General features: G+C 69.6%; 14 protein-coding genes. 6 read left to right on the top strand and 8 right to left on the bottom strand.

From position 1 onward, the window contains the following. Nucleotides 1-70 precede the first annotated feature (70 nt). Nucleotides 71-1258: a MarP family serine protease gene (locus tag AAYO93_RS19600; protein WP_345762873.1), complete on the top strand. Its 1188-nt coding sequence runs from the start codon at nucleotides 71-73 to the stop codon at nucleotides 1256-1258. Nucleotides 1259-1565: 307 nt separating this feature from the next. Beyond that, nucleotides 1566-2597: an NADPH:quinone reductase gene (locus AAYO93_RS19595; protein ID WP_345762872.1), complete on the top strand. Its 1032-nt coding sequence runs from the start codon at nucleotides 1566-1568 to the stop codon at nucleotides 2595-2597. A 94-nt stretch (nucleotides 2598-2691) separates the two neighbouring features. Here the strand turns inward: AAYO93_RS19595 and AAYO93_RS19590 are convergent, their stop codons facing one another. Beyond that, nucleotides 2692-4011, bottom strand: coding sequence for an MFS transporter (locus AAYO93_RS19590; protein WP_345762871.1), 1320 nt, complete (start codon nucleotides 4009-4011; stop codon nucleotides 2692-2694). 101 nt (nucleotides 4012-4112) lie between these two features. On the opposite strand from AAYO93_RS19590, the gene AAYO93_RS19585 reads away from it, so the two are divergent. From AAYO93_RS19585 to AAYO93_RS19570, 4 genes are all read left to right on the top strand, one after another. Beyond that, nucleotides 4113-4673, top strand: coding sequence for a TetR/AcrR family transcriptional regulator (locus AAYO93_RS19585; protein WP_345762870.1), 561 nt, complete (start codon nucleotides 4113-4115; stop codon nucleotides 4671-4673). 171 nt (nucleotides 4674-4844) lie between these two features. Continuing rightward, nucleotides 4845-5579, top strand: coding sequence for an AzlC family ABC transporter permease (locus tag AAYO93_RS19580; RefSeq protein ID WP_345762869.1), 735 nt, complete (start codon nucleotides 4845-4847; stop codon nucleotides 5577-5579). Continuing rightward, nucleotides 5576-5881 (top strand): AzlD domain-containing protein, encoded by a 306-nt coding sequence (locus AAYO93_RS19575; RefSeq protein WP_345762868.1) that lies wholly within the window; start codon nucleotides 5576-5578, stop codon nucleotides 5879-5881. Before AAYO93_RS19580 ends, AAYO93_RS19575 begins: the two co-directional genes overlap by 4 nt. Before the next feature lie 257 nt (nucleotides 5882-6138). Continuing rightward, nucleotides 6139-6528 carry a hypothetical protein gene (locus AAYO93_RS19570; RefSeq protein ID WP_345762867.1) on the top strand — a complete coding sequence of 130 codons (390 nt, stop codon included), beginning with the start codon at nucleotides 6139-6141 and terminating at the stop codon, nucleotides 6526-6528. A 37-nt stretch (nucleotides 6529-6565) separates the two neighbouring features. Here AAYO93_RS19570 and AAYO93_RS19565 read toward each other — a convergent pair whose 3' ends face one another. From AAYO93_RS19565 to AAYO93_RS19535, 7 genes are read right to left on the bottom strand one after another with little or no spacing between them, the layout of a single operon-like run. Further along, nucleotides 6566-8401 carry a DUF5605 domain-containing protein gene (locus tag AAYO93_RS19565; RefSeq protein ID WP_345762866.1) on the bottom strand — a complete coding sequence of 612 codons (1836 nt, stop codon included), beginning with the start codon at nucleotides 8399-8401 and terminating at the stop codon, nucleotides 6566-6568. Between the two features lie 12 nt (nucleotides 8402-8413). Further along, entirely contained in the window at nucleotides 8414-9958 is a 1545-nt protein-coding gene (locus tag AAYO93_RS19560) for a glycoside hydrolase family 43 protein (RefSeq protein WP_345762865.1), read from the bottom strand. Between the two features lie 2 nt (nucleotides 9959-9960). Then, a complete protein-coding gene (locus AAYO93_RS19555; protein ID WP_345762863.1) occupies nucleotides 9961-12441 on the bottom strand; it encodes a beta-glucosidase family protein in 2481 nt (826 codons plus the stop codon). Further along, complete coding sequence (locus AAYO93_RS19550) at nucleotides 12438-14597, bottom strand: beta-galactosidase (protein ID WP_345762862.1); 2160 nt, start codon at nucleotides 14595-14597, stop codon at nucleotides 12438-12440. Before AAYO93_RS19550 ends, AAYO93_RS19555 begins: the two co-directional genes overlap by 4 nt. Then, nucleotides 14598-15461 carry an ATP-binding cassette domain-containing protein gene (locus tag AAYO93_RS19545; protein ID WP_345762861.1) on the bottom strand — a complete coding sequence of 288 codons (864 nt, stop codon included), beginning with the start codon at nucleotides 15459-15461 and terminating at the stop codon, nucleotides 14598-14600. Next, complete coding sequence (locus AAYO93_RS19540; protein WP_345762860.1) at nucleotides 15458-17284, bottom strand: dipeptide/oligopeptide/nickel ABC transporter permease/ATP-binding protein; 1827 nt, start codon at nucleotides 17282-17284, stop codon at nucleotides 15458-15460. The genes AAYO93_RS19545 and AAYO93_RS19540 overlap by 4 nt, the downstream gene beginning before the upstream one ends. Further along, entirely contained in the window at nucleotides 17281-18222 is a 942-nt protein-coding gene (locus AAYO93_RS19535) for an ABC transporter permease (RefSeq protein ID WP_345762859.1), read from the bottom strand. Before AAYO93_RS19535 ends, AAYO93_RS19540 begins: the two co-directional genes overlap by 4 nt. Nucleotides 18223-18251: the final 29 nt, after the last annotated feature.

Genomic DNA, 18251 nt, shown 5'->3' with positions numbered 1-18251 from the left:
CCCGCAGCTCATCGGTCACCGACCCGCGCGCCCGCAGCGTCTGCCCAGAATCGTGCGACAGGGTGATCACGTGGAAATCGTGGTGGATGCCGTACTCATCGTGCTCGCGGTGGTCGCGTTCGCCGTCGGCTGGTCCAACGGCGCGATCCGCCAGGCCGGTTCCCTCGTCGGCCTGATCGTGGGGCTGTGGGCCGGACTCGCCCTTGCTCCGATCGTCGTCGGCTGGTTCGCTGCGATCGGCTGGACCGGGCTGTCCCAGCGCACGATCGTGGCCGCCATCGTGATCCTGGTGTGCGCATCCATCGCCTACGGTCTTGCGACAGCGCTGGCCGGGATGCTCGGAAAACTGGTCAGGCACGGCCCGATCCGCTGGCTGGACTCGCTGGCCGGCTCGATCCTGGGGCTGCTGACCTGGGCGGTCCTCGTGTGGCTGTTCGCAGGGTTCGCGCAGGCCACCAACCTCGCGGCCGTCATGCAGGCGGCGTCGACGTCCCGGGTGGTCGCGACACTCGACGCGATCGCGCCGCTGCCGTCGTCCACGGTGCTGGGCGCGGTCGACGACGCGCTCTCGCAGGCGGGGCTGCCGCAGGTGTTCGAGGGCGGGGAATCGATCCACGCCATCGCCGCTCCCGACGCCACCGTGCCGGCCCCCGTCAACGCTTCTGCGGACTCGGTCGTGAAGGTGCTCGCGGCGAAACCCGGATGCGGCGTGGATTCCGAAGGCAGCGGATGGGTCGAAGCGCCCGGCCGTGTCGTCACCAACGCGCATGTGGTCGCGGGGTCCGACGCGATCTTCGTGAAAGACGTGAACAGCAGCCGCTCACTGCGGGCGACACTCGTCGCGTTCGACCCTGAACGCGACCTCGCAGTGCTTCAGGTGAGCGGGCTGAGCGAGAAGCCGCTCGCGCTCGGGAAAGATCTCGCGACGGGCGAGTCGGCGTTCGCCGCAGGGTATCCGGGCGACGGGGCGTACACGGTGAGCCCGGAACGCGTCCGGGAGAAGCTCGTCGCCCGAGGAGGCGACATCTACCAGCATTCGACGGTCGACCGCGAGATCTATGCGCTGCGCGGGTCTGTGCGGCCCGGCAACTCGGGAGGACCGCTGTTCGACGCGTCAGGCAAGGTCGCGGGCGTCGTGTTCGCCCGCTCGACGACCGACCCGGAGACGGGGTATGCGCTGACGCTGGCCGAACTGCGGCCGGTGCTGGCGACCGTCGGGACGGCGCCGGTCGACTCGGGGGGATGCGCGACCGAGTGAGTCGCGTCAGGCGGGGTCGCGCGAGCCAGAGGCGTCGTCGCACTAGGTACGTCTCGCCGCACTAGGTCTACGTAGTGCGGCCGGACACAGCTGGTGCGGGTGCGCCTCGGGTGTTGTCCGGCCGCTCCAGATGCGTGGGCGTCGCAGCCAGGTTCGTCTCGTCGCACTAGGTACGTCTCGCCGCACTAGGTCTACGTAGTGCGGCCGGACACAGCTGGTGCGGGTGCGCGTCAGGCGTCGTCCGGCCGCGCCAGCTGTGCGGGCGGCGGCATTGTTCCGGCCGGCCGGAACGTGATTGGCTGAGACCATGAAGGCCGTCAGCTACCGCACCACCGGTCCGTCGTCCGTGCTCGAACTCGGCGAACGCGCCGAACCGCATCCGGGTCCGGGCGAGGTGAGAGTGCGCATCCACGTCTCCGGCGTCAACCCGACCGACTGGAAGTCGCGCTCCGGCGGCGGCCGGGTCACCGAGCTCGGCGCACCGCAGGTGCCGAACCAGGACGGCGCCGGCGTCGTCGACGAGGTGGGGCCCGGAGTCGGCGGGTTCGCCGTCGGCGACCGTGTGTGGGTGTGGGATGCCGCCTACCAGCGACCGGACGGCACGGCGCAGGAGCTCGTAGTTCTTCCGGCCCGGCAGGTCGTGCCGTTGCCCGACGACGCGAGCTTCGACGTCGGCGCCTCGCTCGGCATCCCCGCACTGACCGCGCACATCGCGCTCGCCGCGTCCGAACGGTCACCGCGCGAGCTCGCGCCGGGAGCCCTCGCTGACTGGACCGTGCTCGTCGCGGGAGGCGCGGGTGCGGTCGGGCATGCGGCGATTCAGCTCGCCGTGTGGGCGGGTGCCACCGTTATCACGACGGTGAGCAGCCAGGAGAAGGCTGCGCTCGCCCGTGCCGCGGGGGCTCAGCACGTGGTGGACTATCGCGCATCAGATGCCGTTGCCGCGATCCGCGCTCTGGCGCCACGCGGGATCGACCTCGTCGTCGAGGTCAACCCTGCCGCGAATCTCGGACTCGACCTCGAAGTCGCCGCGCCCGATGCGACCGTCGCGGTCTACGCGGACAACGGGGAGCCGGTGGTGGTCCCGGTGCGTCCTAGCATGGCGAAGAACGTGCGGTATCGGTACCTGCTCACGTATACGACGGCTGTGGATGCGAAGGACGCGGCAGTCCGCGCGGTCGCTGCAGCAGTGGCGGATGGGGCGCTTCCGGTCGGAGCAGATGCCGGCCTGCCGATCACGCGCTTTGCGCTGGCGGAGACGGCGGCCGCGCACGATGCCGTCGAGGCGGGGACCGTCGGGAAGGTGCTGATCGACGTGTCCGGCGGCTCGGCGCAGTAACCGTGCGTGCACAGGTTCTGAACACCGGCACGCGTTGCACCGTGTGCAGGCGTTCAGAACCTGCGCACGAGCATCCGGCCCGGCGGCGGGACCCCTACTCCGCCGGCGCGACCGCGCGGAGGGCGCCGGTAGTCCGGCGGGCGGCGCGAACGACGTGTGCTCGCCGCAGCTGCACCGCGAGGCCGACCGCAGTGGCGACCGCGGCGGCGCTTCCGTAGCCGATCACCGTATCCAGCAGCCCGACGACACCGATCAGCTCGCCGACGATGAGCGCGGGGACGCCGTATGCGAGGTAGCTGACCAGGTAGACGCCGGCGAAGAGTTCGGCCCGCTGGTGGGCGGGAGCCAGCGGCGCGAGGATGCGCAGCGAACCCGAGAACGCTGCGCCGAACCCGGCTCCGCCGAGAACTGCGCCGACGAACAGCAGCGGCAGCACACCGAAAGCGATGGCCGACACCGAGACGATGATGCCCACCACGACTGACGCCGACCCCCAGATCGTCGCGGTCCTGGCGTGCACCCGCCCGAGGAGGAAGCCTGCGACCGCTCCCGCGGCCGGCTGGAGTGCCACGATCGCTCCGTTCACGAGTCCGCTGTCGATGTGGAAAACGCCGCGGATGATCGAGGGGGCGAGTCCGAGGAACAGCCCGGCGAGCATCCAGGTGCCGATGAGCACGGGAACGATCGCGCCGAACTCGGCTCGGGCGCCACGCGGGATGGACAACCTCGGGATGAGCGACCGCACCGCACCCGCGCGCCGTGAGACGGTCTCGGCCGACAGGGCGATCACGATGATCCCGAGAGTGAAGACGATCGCGAGGAAGCTGAAAACGATCACGGTCGGCACCGCGGTGAACTGGACCGCGGCCCCCGTGATCAGGGCCCCGAGCGCGAGGCCGCCCACCGGCGCCGTGCCGCCGATGACGGCGCCGAGCTTCTTGTGCTTCTCCGGAGCGAGTTCGACGATCGCTGCAGTGAACGTGCCGGTGGCCGCTCCGGTCGCGACGCCCTGGATCGCGCGGGCCACGATGATCCAGCCGATGTCCTGCGCGAACAGGAAGATCAGCATCGAGACGACCTCGAGTGCCAGCGCACCGATCAGCACGGGACGGCGACCGATGTGATCGGATAGCGAACCGGCGATGAGCAGGGTCACGAGCAGCGTGATCGCGTAGATGGCGAAGGCGATGGTGAGAACCCAGGCCGGGAAGCCCCACTCCTGCTGGTAGAGAACGAAGAGGGGGCTGGGTGCGCCTGCGGCGAACGTGACCCCCACGAAGGCGAGCGCTGCGCCGACGAAGGCGGCGACCGGTGACAGCGTGCGGCGAGTCACCGCGGCCTTCGCACGGGCCAGCGCCTCCTGGCACGCGGCGCCGATGACGGGGGTGGCGCCTGTCTCTTGCAGTGCGGACATCTCGACTCCTTAACGCGCATCCTTAACGCAAATTCGATTGCTTTACGGACGTTATACCGATCCGCTGACAAAAGCAACCAGATTTGCGTTAAGCTATTCCCATGGATCCCAAGACCACGCCGTCGAAGAGGACGGGCGGCCGCAGCGCCGCGGTCATGCACTCCGTGCGCACCGCCGTCGAAGAGCTCGTCAAGGAGCGCGGTCGGGAGCGCGTCACCGTGCCGATGATCGCGGAACGCGCCGGCGTGAACCCGACGAGCATCTACCGCCGCTGGGGCGACCTGCCCACCCTCATCAACGACATCGCGACCTACCGTCTCGACCCGGAGCGTCCGCTCCCGGAGAGCGGGGACCTGCGCCGTGACCTCACCGAGTGGGCACGCGAGATCGTCGAGCATTACCGCAAGCCGGTGAACGCCGCGCTCCTCAGAGGTGGGGCTGCGAACGCCGGCGCCACCGAATCCGACTGCCTGCGCAATCGTCGCGCAGAAGCGACCATGTTCCTCGAGCGCTACCCCGGCTCGGCGGTCGGCCCGGGCGGGATCAGCTCCGACGAGATCATCGACGTCGTCGTGGCGCCGATCATCTACCGGGTGATCTTCCAGCCGTGGACGCTCGACGACCACACTGCGGACACCGTGGTGGCTCGCCTGTTCGACTGAGCGCATCCCGGCCGGCCTGGCGGGCCGACCGCACTACTTCGCATCGAGCGCACGCGTACAACGACGTGCGGCGGGACGAAGCAAGTGCGGCGAGGTCAATCCGACCGGGCGAGGCCAAGCCGCCCGCTGAGCGACTGCGGCCGCCCCGCGGGCGGACTATTCTGGCCAGTTATGAGCCGAACGCCAGCCCAGTCGGCCGCCATGCGGTCCGGCATCGCGGTCGGCGTTGCGACAGCAGCGTACGGGATCTCCTTCGGCGCGCTCGCCACTGCATCCGGTCTGGACGTCTGGCAGGCATGCGTGCTCAGCCTCGTGATGTTCAGTGGCGGCTCCCAGTTCGCCCTGATCGGCGTGCTCGCGTCCGGGGGCACTGCGGCCGCTGGATCCGCCATCGCCGGCGCCGCACTGCTCGGGTCGCGCAACACGTTCTACGCCCTGAGACTCTCACGCATCATCGGGCCCGGCTTCTTCAAGCGCGCTGCGGCCGCCCCGCTCACCATCGACGAGTCCACAGCCGTCGCCACCGCGCAGACCGAACCCGCGGCACAGCGCCTGGGCTTCTGGGTCACCGGAATCACCGTCTATGTCGGCTGGAACCTGATGACCCTCGCCGGCGCGCTCCTCGGCAATCTGATCGGCGACGTGCGCGCGTACGGGCTGGATGCTGCTGCCGCGGCCGCCTTCCTCGGCCTGCTCTGGCCGCGGCTCAAAGCCCGCCAGACCCAGGCGGTCGCCGTCGCCGCCGGTTTCGTCGCCACCCTGCTGACCCCGTTCCTCACGCCCGGCCTCCCGGTGCTGGCCGCAGCCGCTGTCGCGATCGTCGTCGGCGTCCTCAACCTGTTCGGCACGCGCGGTGGGCCGCCCAGTCCCGAAGCCATCCCGATGGAACGGGAGGTGGAACCGTGACGACGTGGAACATCATCCTGCTCGCGTCGATCGCTGTGCTCGGCCTCAAGGTGCTCGGCTGGCTGGTGCCGCCGAAAGCGCTCGATCATCCGACGGTCGCGCGCGTCAGCGACCTGCTCACGGCGGCGCTGCTGGCCGCACTGATCTGCGTGCAGACGTTCGGGGCCGGGCAGGGGCTGCAACTCGACGCGCGGCTCCCGGCAGTGGCGATCGCGGCAGGACTGTACGCGCTGCGCGTGCCGTTCATCGTGGTGGTGCCGGCTGCAGCGGTCGTCGCTGCGCTCATCCGCCTCGTCACCTGAACGGCTCCGCGCCAGGCCGGATGGCCGCGAAAGTCGCCAAAAGTGGCCCAAACCGCGCGCGATAGCCACTTCTGGCACCTTTCGCCACGCATCCGTGCCGTCCGCCACCGGCGACGTGCGCGAAAGCCACTTGTGGCGACTCTCGCGGAGGGGCGGCCTTGACGACTGGCAAGCATGCGCATCCGAGGCGATGTCGTCCGCCGCTCCTACACTCAGGAGCGCAGCGGGCCGGGCTGCCGACGTGAGGAGGGAGCGCAGTGTCCGCATGGCACCCGGTCGCGAACGCGCACGCGTCGGAGTGGACGCTGCGGCAGGGCGAGCTGGGCCAGCCGTACGCGGTGGTGCGGCGCTTCGCGTTCGGCGACCCGAATCATCCGGAGGTCTGGTTCCGCGCCGTCACCTGGGCGCCGACCTCCGAGGGGCGCGAGCTGATCGGATGGTGCCGCACCCTCGAAGCGGCGGCCGCAGCCGGATGGGACCATCGCTGTGCCTACGAATCGTGGCGTCATCACATGGCGTCGAAGCGAACGGATGCGGCGACCATGTCGCGCCTTCGCCCCCCGGCGGCCGAGCTGGTGCGGTTCTACCGCACCTCACTCAGACGCGGAAGCGCTGCGCCCGCCCGAACATCCGCGCCGCGCAGCTGACCCGCATCCAGAGGTGCGTAAAGCGACTTTCGCGGGGCTAGCTGCCATCGGCAGCGGCCGCAGCCGGCGCAGGCGCCGCGGCGGCAGGCGCGTCTGCCGCGACCAGGCGCACCGCCATGTACTGGCGCGCCGGCAGCGGCACCCGGAACGTCCCCTCGAACACCCCGTCGAGGCGCGAGACCGTCATCGCCCACGTGTCGATCACGTCGACCGTGTACCGACGTCCGCGCGGCGCGGTCACCATGCGGAACGTCGGCCGGTTGAACCCGAAATACGCGATGAGGTACTCCCCCGCGACGCCGCCCCACGGCAGATCCCATTCGCCGGGCAGCGGATCGAGCACCCCGCTCGGCGACTCCGCGACCAGCTCGGCCAGGAACCGGATGCGCTGCGGCGACGACCCGACGAGCTCCCCGCCTTTCGACCACCACAGTTCTTCGCGGTCGTTGAGGTAGGTCTCGCCGTGGCCGACGTAGCCGCCGCGCACCGCGCCTTCCCAGAACCGGCGCGTCAGCTCTTCGCCGGTGATGTTTCCCCAGCCCTGGTCGATGTCGCCTTCGTAGGCGCATTCGTCGATGACGACCGGCTTCCCCCACTGCTCGCGCCACGCATCCGTGTTCTCCGACGTGCGGTAGACGTCGATGCGCTGCACGCTCGCGTGGGTGATCCATGGCCTGCTGTAGTCGTAGAAGCCGAGACAGTTGTGGATGGACAGCAGGTGTCGGGCCGGGTCCTCGGCGACGACCAGGTCGGCGAGTCGCTCCCAGTCGTCGACGGTCTTCGACCACAGCAGGTCGTATTCGTTGGCGAGCGACCACCACACCGAGCGGTATGCGCCGAGCCGGCGCACGAGGTAGCGCACGTACCGGTCGTCGGCGGCGTGGCCGAGTTCGGAGAACCCCCAACGGTCGTAGGCGTGGAAGAGGATGAGGTCGGCCTCGATCCCGAGTTCCGCGAGTTGCAGGATGCGCTGCTCGAGCAGGGCGAAATAGGCCGGGTCGAAACGGGTCGTGTCGAACGACCCGTCTTCGCGACGCACGAACGGATACACCTCGGGGTCGTTCGTGTTGTAGAGGTACGACTTGGGGAAGACGCACATCCGCAGCTTGGTGAACGGCGACGTGGCAAGGGTGTCGAGCGTCGCCTGCTGGAGCGATTCCGGTTGGTGGGTCCAGGCGTACGCGGTCGTTCCGATGGGGAGGTAACGCGTTCCGTCGGCATAGGCGAAGTGGAAGGTGTCGGCGACGCGCACCGGCCCCGCATTGCCCGCATCCGGTGGCGTGACGGCGAAGCTGCCGCTGAGGCCGTCGAGCGAACGGGCGGTCGAGGTCGTCGTGTACGTCCAGTCGCCGACGCTCTCGGGCAGGAAGCGCACCCGGTAGAGCCCGTCTCCGTCGTAGAAGCCGCCGACCCGCACGAGGTCGGCGGTGTCGCCCGGCTCCCCGCCGTCGCTCGCGGCCCGCGCGAACGTCGCCGTCAGCTCCACGTCCACGAACGGATTCCCGTGGGACGGCCCGTCGATCAGCAGTTCGAACACGCCCCAGCGTGCGACCAGCTCGGGATGCGTGCTCCGCGCCGACCCCCGCGCAACCGCATCCGTCTCGTAGTCCGTGCGCGGTTCGATGGCCGGCTCTTCGACCCGCACCGTCACCGCATCCGCATCGATCGCTGCCAGCTCCTGCCACAGTCTGTCGATCTCGGACGGCTCGACGCGCTCGAGCCCGAACGTCGTGATCTGCCCGATCGTGAGGTAACGCAGCTGGGTCAGCATCGGCGAGTTGAGCACGCCGGGAAGTGCCCGCTGGACGGCTCCGCGCGCTCGCGGGTTGTCCAGCAGGTCGATGAGCAGTGATTCTTCGGTGAAGCCTGCCATGAGACTCTCCTGTCAGTCTTCGGAGCCGCGGTAGCGGAGACCCGCGAACGCGACGCGTCCGGTGGTCGCGTAGAGGCCGACGACGCGGCCCGTGAAGGATGCTGCGGTCTCGGCCGACAGGTACCTGCCGTCGACGTCGGCGAGGGTGACCGCCTGGTCGCCGACGCGCGCCCGGAGGAGCACCCGGTCGCTGGTCATCATCGCGGGGCCGAAGCCGTCTCCCTTCGGGGGAACCGCGTCGATGATCAGCTCGACGGGGCCGCCGGGGAGCATGACCGACCATTCCTGGACGAGGCTCGCCAGCCGGGCGCGGGCGACGACGACCGTCGCCTCCGGCCCGCCGGTCGCTTCGATCTCGTAATGGTGGTCTTCGTCGTAGCGCACAGCGAGGCCGCCGGTGCCCTGGGTCACATCGACCGTGGTCGCGAACCGCGCCGTCTGGTGGAGCTGGCGGCGGCCGACGAACTGCGGCCTAGGGTCGTCGAGGGTCGAGCCGTCGCCAGTGATAACGAGGCGCCCGTCGACGTCGAACTTCGCGACGTGGCCCGGCTCTTGGCGGATGGCCAGCCACCCGTCGTCGAGGGTGTGGCCGCCTTCGAGGTCGTGGAACGTGATGTCGTATTCGATGGCACCGGGGCGCGGCCGCAGGTCGATGGGCTGGGCGACCGGCCAGTCGTCGACCCAGTCGATGCGGCTGACGAAGGTTTCGCGCCCGAGAGCCGAGAAGGCCTGGGTCATGCCGCGGGGACGCATCCCGAGCAGCACGATGGAGGTGCCGCCGTCCGGGGTCTCGACCAAGTCGCCGTGGCCGGTGTTCTGGATCGGGCGCGAGGTGCTGCGTGCGCTGAGGATCGGGTTAGCCTCGAAGCCTTCGAACGGTCCGTACGGCGACGTCCCTCGGGCGATGCTCACGCCGTGCCCGCGCTCGGTGCCGCCCTCGGCGATCATCAGGTACCAGTAGTCGCCGCGGTGGTAGAGGTGCGGCGCCTCGGGGAACTTGAGCCCGGTACCCGACCAGAGCGAGCGCGGCCCTTCGAGCGCGCGGCCGGCCTCGAGGTCGACCCGCACCTGCTGCACGCCGTGGTGCGCACCCAGGTCGGCGCCTGTCGTCATCAGCCCGGAGAACGTGACGATCGCCGTGCCGTCGTCGTCCCAGGCGAGGTCGGGGTCGATGCCGCCGACGCCGTCGATGACGGTCCCGTCGCTCCATGGCCCCGCGGGGTCGGTCGCGGTGAACACGATGCAGCCGCGGCCCATGGCGATCGTGACGATCACATAGAACACGCCGTCGCGGTGGCGGATCGTCGGCGCCCAGACGCCGCCACCCGTCGTCACGTCTTCGACCCCGAGCTGGTCCATGCGGGTGGCCACGTTGCCGATCTGCGTCCATTCGACGAAATCGGTGCTGTGGTACACAGGGATGCCCGGCAGGTATTCGAAAGTCGAGGTGACGATGTAGAAGTCGTCACCGACGCGCACGACGCTCGGGTCGGGATTGAAACCCGGGATGAGCGGATTCGGGTAGTCGACGCGGGTTGTGGAAGTGGCACTCGTCATGGTCAGGCCTCCAGTCGCACGGTGGTGTCGAGCGGCAGGTCGACGACGGACGTGCCGATCCGCAATGTAAACGCTCCCGGCTCGTACTTCCAGCCCTCGTCCCAATGTGCGAAGGCGCGCACCGGGATGTCGATGGCGACAGCGGCGGTCGTGCCAGCATCCACCCGGACCGGCGCGAAGCCGACCAGCCAGCGCACCGGGCGCTCGATCGCGGTGTCCGCGCGTTCAGCGTAGACCTGCACGACCTGTTTTCCGGCCCGTGCACCGCGGTTGGCGACGTCGACGGTGACCGTGAACGATCCGTCCGCCGGCGCGACGGCGACCGGGGCCGAGCTCGTCGTCAGCTCGATGCGCGTGTAGCCGAGCCCGTGCCCGAACGGGTAGGCCGGTGTGCGGTCCGATCGCAGCCACGCGCGATAGCCGATGTGGATGCCCTCCTCGTAGATGAGCACCCCGTCGGTGGGCGTGGTCTCGATCACCGGAACGTCGGCCTGTTCGGCCGGCCACGTGGTGGGGAGGCGCCCGCCGGGTTCGACGACGCCGAGCAGGATGTCGGCGATCGCGTTGCCGAATTCCTGGCCGCCGAAATAGCCGACCAGCACCGCCGCGACCTGGTCGCGCCACGGCAGCAGCACGGGCGACCCGGCGTTGACGACGACGACCGTACAAGGGTTGGCGGCGGCGACGGCGCGAACGAGGTCGTCCTGCCGGCCGGGCAGCGCCAGCGAGTCTCGGTCGTAGCCTTCCGATTCCACGCGCGAGTTGGTGCCGACGACGACGAGGGCGACATCGGATGCGCGCGCGGCCTCGACCGCTTCGTCGATCAGGATCTGCGGGTCGGTGTCGTCGGGTTCGAGGCCGAACGTGAACGACAGCGCGTTCGCGAGCGGCCCGATGCGGTCGAGCAGGTCGTATTCGACGCGGATGCGCACGCCGACGCCTGCGACGACCGCGACGGGAGCCGAGACGGACGGCGGCGAGAGTAGGGCCGCGCCGAGGTCGGTTCCTTCGGGGACGACCGTCGCGTCGACCGTGAGCCGGTCGTCGATGTAGACACGCGCGGTGCCGGAGGCGGCGAAGCCGATCCGCACCACATCGGTCACGTCGGGCGTGTAGAGCGTTTCGAGGTGGAGGGTGGCGGACTCGCCGATCGGCGCATCCCCGCCGAACCAGACCAGCGACGTCGCGCGCCGGTCCTCGGAGAACAGGGCGGCGCCGCCTGCGTCGCGGAAGCTGATGCGGATGCCCGGCTCACCCGTCACAGGATTCGTGAGCTGAGCGAGGGGGAACGGCGCGATCCCCTCCTGGACGACCGCGCCGATCGCGTACGAGACCGAGGCTTCGGGCAGCGCGTTGCGGATGCCTTCGAGCGGCGAGACGACGTGCTCGGGGAGCACCGTGGCGCTTCCGCCGCCCTGGCTGCGGGCGAGGTCGGCGTTGTGGCCGATGACCGCGACGGATCCGAGCGCGGTCGTGCTCCACGGCAGCTCGCCGCGGTTCGTCAGCAGCACGGTTCCTGCGGCGGCGGCTTCGCGCACGAAGGCGATGCCGTCCTCGACCTCGGTCGGCTCTGCTGCGACCGGCTCGAACCCGTCGAGCGCCCCGACCCTGGCGGCGAGCTGCAGGATGCGCAGCACCTTGCGATCGACGTCGGATTCGGGGACGGTTCCGGCCTTCACCGCGGCCACCAGGGCGTCACCCCAGGGCCCGTCCGGGCCGGGCATGACGAGATCCTGGGAGGCCCTGGCACTGTCGAGGCTGCGCACCGCTGTCCAGTCGCTGATCACGACGCCGTCGAAGCCCCACTCGCTGTTCAGCGGTGTCTCGAGCAGGTCGTTCTCGGTCGCGGTCACGCCGTTGATCGAGTTGTAGGCGCTCATCACCAGCCAGGCGTGGGAGTCGACGATGGCCTTCTCGAAGGCGAGCAGATACAGCTCGCGGAGCGGCCGGTCGGCCACCCGCACATCGACGGTGAAGCGGTCGGTCTCGGAGTCGTTGGCGATGTAGTGCTTCGGCGTGGCGCCGACGCCGTTCACCTGCACGCCGTCGACATAGGCGGCCGCGAGGTCGGCGGTGAGCACGGGGTCTTCGCTGAAGGCCTCGAAGTGACGGCCGCCGAGCGGGGAACGGTGCAGGTTGATGGTCGGGCCGAGCACGACATCCACCCCTTTGCGCCGCGCCTCGACGGCTGCGGCCGCGCCGTAGCGGCGGGCGAGCGCCGGGTCCCAGGCCGAACCGAGGGCGGTCGCCGACGGGAGGTTCAGCGACGGGCTGCGCTCATCCCACACTTCACCGCGTACGCCGGACGGACCGTCGGAGACGAGGATGCGCCGCAGCCCGATCCTCTCGATCGGCCAGGTGTTCCAGAAGTCGCGCCCGGTGAGCAGCTGCACCTTCTCTTCGAGCGTGAGCTCGTCGAGCAGGGCGCGCAGGCGCTCCTCGACGGCGGCCGCAGTGGCGGCGATGGTGGTGGCGTAGCTCATGATTGCTCCTCAGTTCGAGCGGGTGCGGATGCGGATGCGGATGCGGGGCCGGCGACGATGCGCACGTCCCACGGTCCGAGGTGGATGGTCTCGCCGGCGTCGTAGGAACGCTCGTCGAGCAGGTCGGTGACGGCGCACGGCGCCTGGGCCGTCGCGTCGTCCCACGACCAGTTGTGCAGGTAGTGGATGCGGTCGCCATCGGGCGAGGTCGACGTCGTGACCGTCACCGTGTCCGGAAGGTCCTGCCAGCCGGCGAGCGGTTCGGGCACCAGCCAGGCGGCGAGCGCCCGGGCGAGCGACTGCCCGGGAACAGTGCCGACCGTCGTGACGCGGCCCGAGCCGTAGACGTTCGTCGTCACAGCGGGCCAGCGGCCGAAGTGTCGGTGCCGGTAGTGGGCGACGGCGGTCGCGCCGTCGAGCGTCAGGCCGTCGACCCAGTCGGTGGCCACCGCATCCGCCCCCGTCACGAAGCCGTCGGTGCGGTCGGTGCCGAAGACCGCAACGGGCGTCTCGAGGTTCGCGAACTCGTCGTAGCTCAGACCTGCCGCGCGGGTGAGCCTCGACGGCTTCACATCGACCCGGGCCCGGCCTTCGCGGTCCGCATACGCGGTACGCGGGCCGAGCACGAGATGGCCGCCGGCCGCGGCATAGGCGTCGAGCCAGTCGAGGTCGTCGTCGCCGGCCGTGAAGAAGGCGGGGACGATGAGTACCGGATGCGCGGCTGCGAACTCGGCAGGACTCGCGGAACCGCCACGCGACGCGAACAGCTGCTGGGGTCGCACCAGCCGGGCCTGGAGGCCGGCGTCGAACGCGCCGCGGTAGAACGCAGCGACGATGCGCCGGTAGGAGTCGGGGTCGAAGTACTCCCCCGGGGCGCCGAAGGGCGCCTGCGAGGAGAGCGCGAACTTGCTGTCCGAGTCGTACAGGACCACCACATCCGCATCCGGAACCGAGAGGGCGACGCGCTCACCGGCGCGCGCGAACTCGGCTCCCAGCCGGGCGAGCTCCGCGTAGGTTCGACCGGGGATCTGGCTGTGCGGCAGCACGCCTCCCCAGTGCGTCTCGACCCCGAAGTGCAGGGTGTGCCAGTGCCAGTACTCGACCATGCGGGCGCCGCGGGCGACCAGCGCCCAGGCGGCCTGCCGCCACTGGCCGTCGTACGGCGAGAAGTTCAGCGAGGAATGCCCGATCGACGACGCATTCGTCTCAGTGATGAAGAATGGCGCCTGCTTCGACGAGAACATCAGGTCGGCGAGCTGGTAGAGCGCCCAGGTGCCTTTCACGATCCAGCCGGCCGAGCGCTCGTCCGCACTCGGGTGGGCGAGCGAATCCTGCATCTCGTAGTAGGCGTTGCCCGAGGCGATGTCGAGCTCGGCGGAGAGATCCACGTCTTCTACGCCGACCTGGTCGTACGAGATGCAGGTCGTCACGAACTGGCCGGGCTGCGCGAACTCGCGCACGATGCCGGCCTGCCAGCCGATGAACTCGGTCACCAGCTTCGCCTGGAAGCGGCGCCAGGCGAGGTCGTACTGCGGCTGGAAGTTGCCGTCGGGCCGCCACAGGTCCGCCCACGTCGACAGCCGGTGCGACCAGTAGACGAGGCCCCATTCGCGGTTGAGCGTCTCGACGTCGCCGTAGGTGTGCCGCAGCTCGTCGACGAAACGCTGGAAGATGCCCTCGTTGAACAGCAGGCGGAGCCCCGGCTCGTTGTCGACCTGGTAGCCGATGATCGCCGGATGCTCGCGGTAGCGCCCGACGACGGCGCGGATGATGCGCTCGGCATAGAAGAGGTACGCCGGATGGGTGAAGTCCATCTCCTGCCGGCTCCCCCACGGGATCGGGACGCCGGTCGCACTGTCGCCGGCGACCTCGGGATGGAGGCGCTTCATCCACATCGGGATCGCATACGTCGGCGTACCGAGGATGACGCCGATGCCGCGCGCGTGCGCCGCATCCAGCACGGGCTCCAGCCAGTCCAGGTCGAACACGCCCGGCTCCGGCTCCCAGGTGGACCACACCGATTCGCCGACGCGGATCACGGTGAACCCGGCCGCGGCCATCAGGTCGAAGTCCTCCTCCAGACGGGGACTCGGCTGGTACTCGTGGTAGTAGGCGGCCCCGAAGCGGATGCCGGGGCCGGCTTCGTCGCCGCTCACCTAGACGCCCGCGCCCGCCTGCAGGTCCTGCTCGGCGTGCGTCGTCAGCAGCCGCTGCCGGTCGGCACGTCGCTGTTCCTGGCGGTCCGGGTCGGGCACCGGAGCCGCCAGGAACAGCCGTTGGGTGTACGGATGCTCGGGGCGGCCAGTGACCTGGTCGCCACTTCCCCACTCCACGATCTCTCCGTGGTACATGACCGCGACCCGGTGGCTGAGGTGGCGCACCACGGCGAGGTCGTGCGAGACGAACAGGTAGGCGACACCGGTGCGGTCCTGGATGTCCTTGAACAGGTCGAGCACGCGCGCCTGGGTCGACAGGTCGAGCGCCGACACCGGCTCGTCGCAGACGATCAGCCGGGGCTGGAGCGCGAGTGCGCGGGCGATGGCGATGCGCTGACGCTGGCCGCCCGAGAACTCGCGGGGCAGTCGGCCCGCCGCGCTCGCCGGCAGCCCGACCTGGTCGAGCAGGTCGCGCACGCGCTTCGAGGCCTCCTTCGCCGGAACCTTTCGCACGGTGAGCGGCTCGACGAGGATCTGCTCGATCGTCAGCGACGGGTTCAGGGAGGTGTACGGGTCCTGGAACACCACCTGGATCTCGCTGGAGAGCGCGCGACGATCCTTGCGACCCAGCCGGCTGATGTCCTTGCCCTTGTAGCGGATGGCGCCGCCGGTCACCGGGGCGAGCCCCAGCACCGCGCGACCCAGCGTCGTCTTGCCCGAACCGGACTCTCCGACGAGGCCCACGGTCTCGCCGGGCCTGATGTCGAGCGAGACACTCTTCAGGGCCTTGAACGGCTCCTTGCGGAAACCCTTCACCGGGTATTCGACGACGACCTCGTCGGCGTCGAGCAGCAGCTCGCTCATGACCGTTCTCCTTCGATGGTCGCGCTGGTCGTGACGAGTTCCCCGCGGGCTGCGCCCTCTTCGAGGATGTCGTCGAACAGTGCCTTCGTGTAGACGTGCTCAGGGTTGGCGAAGATCGCACGCACCGGCCCCGACTCGACGATGCGCCCGTTGCGCATGACCGAGACGCGGTCGCACAGGTCGGCGACGACGCCGAAGTTGTGCGTGACGAGAACGACGCCCATGTTCAGTTCGTCCTGCAGGTTGCGCAGCAGGTCGAGGATGTCGGCCTGCACGGTCACGTCCAGGGCCGTCGTCGGCTCGTCGGCGATCAGCAGGTCGGGGTTGCAGGAGATCGCGCCGGCGATCAGCACGCGCTGCGCCATGCCGCCGGAGACCTCGTGGGGGTAGGCCGCGAAGGTGCGCTGCGGGTTCGGGATGCCGACCTTCGCCAGCAGCTCGAGCGCGCGTTCCTTCGCCTCCTTCTTGGAGAGGCTCAGGCACACCCGCATCGGTTCGACCAGCTGGCTGCCGATCGTGAACGACGCATCCAGGTTCGACATGGGCTCCTGCGGGATGTAGGCGATGGTGCGACCGCGGAGGCGCGTCATCTCCTTCTCGCTGGCGTTCGCCAGGTCCTTGCCCTCGAACGTGATGGAACCGCCCGTGACCCGGCCGCCTTCGGGCAGCAGCCGGAGCACCGACCACGCGGTCTGCGTCTTGCCCGAGCCGGACTCGCCGATCAGACCGTGCACCTCACCGCGGCGCACCTCGAGCGACACGTCGTTGACGACGTGCTTGATCGAGCCGTCGGGCTGGTCGTAGCCGACCGACAGGTGCTCGATCGAGAGGAGCACCTCACCGACGCCTTCGAGGGTGCGGGAGTCGTCGGGGTGGCGCACGACCGCTTCGTGCACGATGCCCGTGTCGGTCTTCACCTTCGATTTGCGCGTCTTCTTCGCCGCGGTCCGCTCGAGCTCGTCGCGCATCGCGTTGGCGAGCAGCGTGAGCGCGATACAGGTCAGCGCGATCGCGAGGCTCGGCCACAGCATGAGCAGCGGATCCTTGTAGATGTTCGCGAAGCCGTCGTTCAGCATGGAACCCCAGGTCGGGATGTTCATGTCGCCGAGCCCCAGGAAGTCCAGCCCGGCCTGCACGGCGATCGCGATGCCGGTGACCATCGCGGCCTGGATGATGACGGGTGCCCGTACCACGGTCAGGATGTGGCGGCCGATGATGCTGGCGTCGCCGAGCCCCGAGACGCGCGCTGCGTCGACGTAGAGCTCGTTGCGCACCGCGGTGACCGAGGCGTACACCAGCCGGAAGAACGCGGGAGAGAGGATGACACCGAAGATGACCATCGACGCCCACAGCGACGGGCCGATGACGGCGCGTGCCGCCAGCAGCACGACGATGCCCGGAAGCGCCATCAGGAGACTGGTCAGCCACGACGACACCGAATCGAACCACTTGCCGTAGTAGCCGGCGAAGAGTCCGCCGGTCACGCCGATGACGGCGGCGACGATCAGGGCGACGAGAGCGCCGGCGAGACTGAAGCGGGTCGCATAGAGGAGCCGGCTCAGCACATCCCGGCCCGCACTGTCCGCGCCGAGCGGATGCTTGGCGCTGATCGGGTCGAGAACGTCATTCAGGGATGCGGCGTTCGGGTCGTGCGGCGCGAGCCACGGAGCGAAGATGGCGCTGAGCACCAGCAGCGCGAGGAAGAGCATCGCGATGAGGCCGACCGGGTTCTTCAGCAGCCGGCGGAAGAGGGATACGCGAGCACCGGACTCCTCGACCGCGACGGTCAGGGACGGGTCCGGCATCGGGGCAGTCTGAGTCATGAGAGACGCACCTTCGGGTTGAGCCAGCCTTGCAGCAGGTCGATGAGGAGGTTGACGACCACGACGATGATCGCGGTGACGACGACGAGGCCCATCACGAGGGGGATGTCGCCTTGCGTGGTGGCGGTGACGGAGACCTGGCCGAGGCCGGGGATCGCGAAGATCTGCTCCACGATCACCGCCCCGCCGAGGAGGCCGACGAACTGCACGGCGAGGACGGCGAGGGCGGGGCCGCCGGCGTTCCTGAGCACGTGCTTGTAGATGACGCGACTCGACGAGAGCCCGCGACTGCGGAGGGTGCGCACGTAGTCCTGGCGGAGGGCGTCGATGACCGACCCGCGGATCTGCTGGGTGACACCGGCGATGCTGCCGATCGCCAGAGCGATGATCGGGAGGGTCACCGTCGACAGCCAGCCCGACGGCGAATCCGTGAACGGGATGTAGCCGGTCGGCTTGAACCAGTGCAGATTGATCGCGAAGATGATCACGAGTGCGAGGGCGATGAGGAAGCCCGGGATGGCGAAGCCGAGGACCGAGAGCACCTGGACGCTCCGGTCGACGCCACCGCGGCGGACCGCGGCCCAGACGCCGAGCACGACGGCGACGATCGCGCTGAGCACGGTCGCGCCGATGACGATGGACAGGGTGACCGCGGTGCGGGAGCTGATCGCATCCGCGACCGGCTGGCCGGTGAACCAGGAGGCGCCGAAGTCGCCGTGGAGGGCGTTGCCGAGCCAGTCGATGTACTGGACGATGAGCGGGCGGTCGAGGCCGAGGCTTGCGGCCTTCGCCTGGACGTTCGCCTGGGTGGCCGACGTTCCGAGGATGCGACGGGCGATGTCGCCGCCGCCGAGGTAGAGCAGCACGTAGGCGATCGTCGTGATGACGAACAGCAGCACGATGCCGGAGAACAGGCGTCGGAGGATGAATCTCAACATTGAAGTTCCTCTGTTGGCATTAGGAGTGT

This window comes from Diaminobutyricibacter sp. McL0608, from assembly GCF_039613825.1.
In the GTDB taxonomy this organism is placed as follows: domain Bacteria; phylum Actinomycetota; class Actinomycetes; order Actinomycetales; family Microbacteriaceae; genus Diaminobutyricibacter.
The sequence above is the reverse complement of the archived record's forward strand: the minus strand, read 5'-3'. Positions and strand labels throughout refer to the sequence as shown.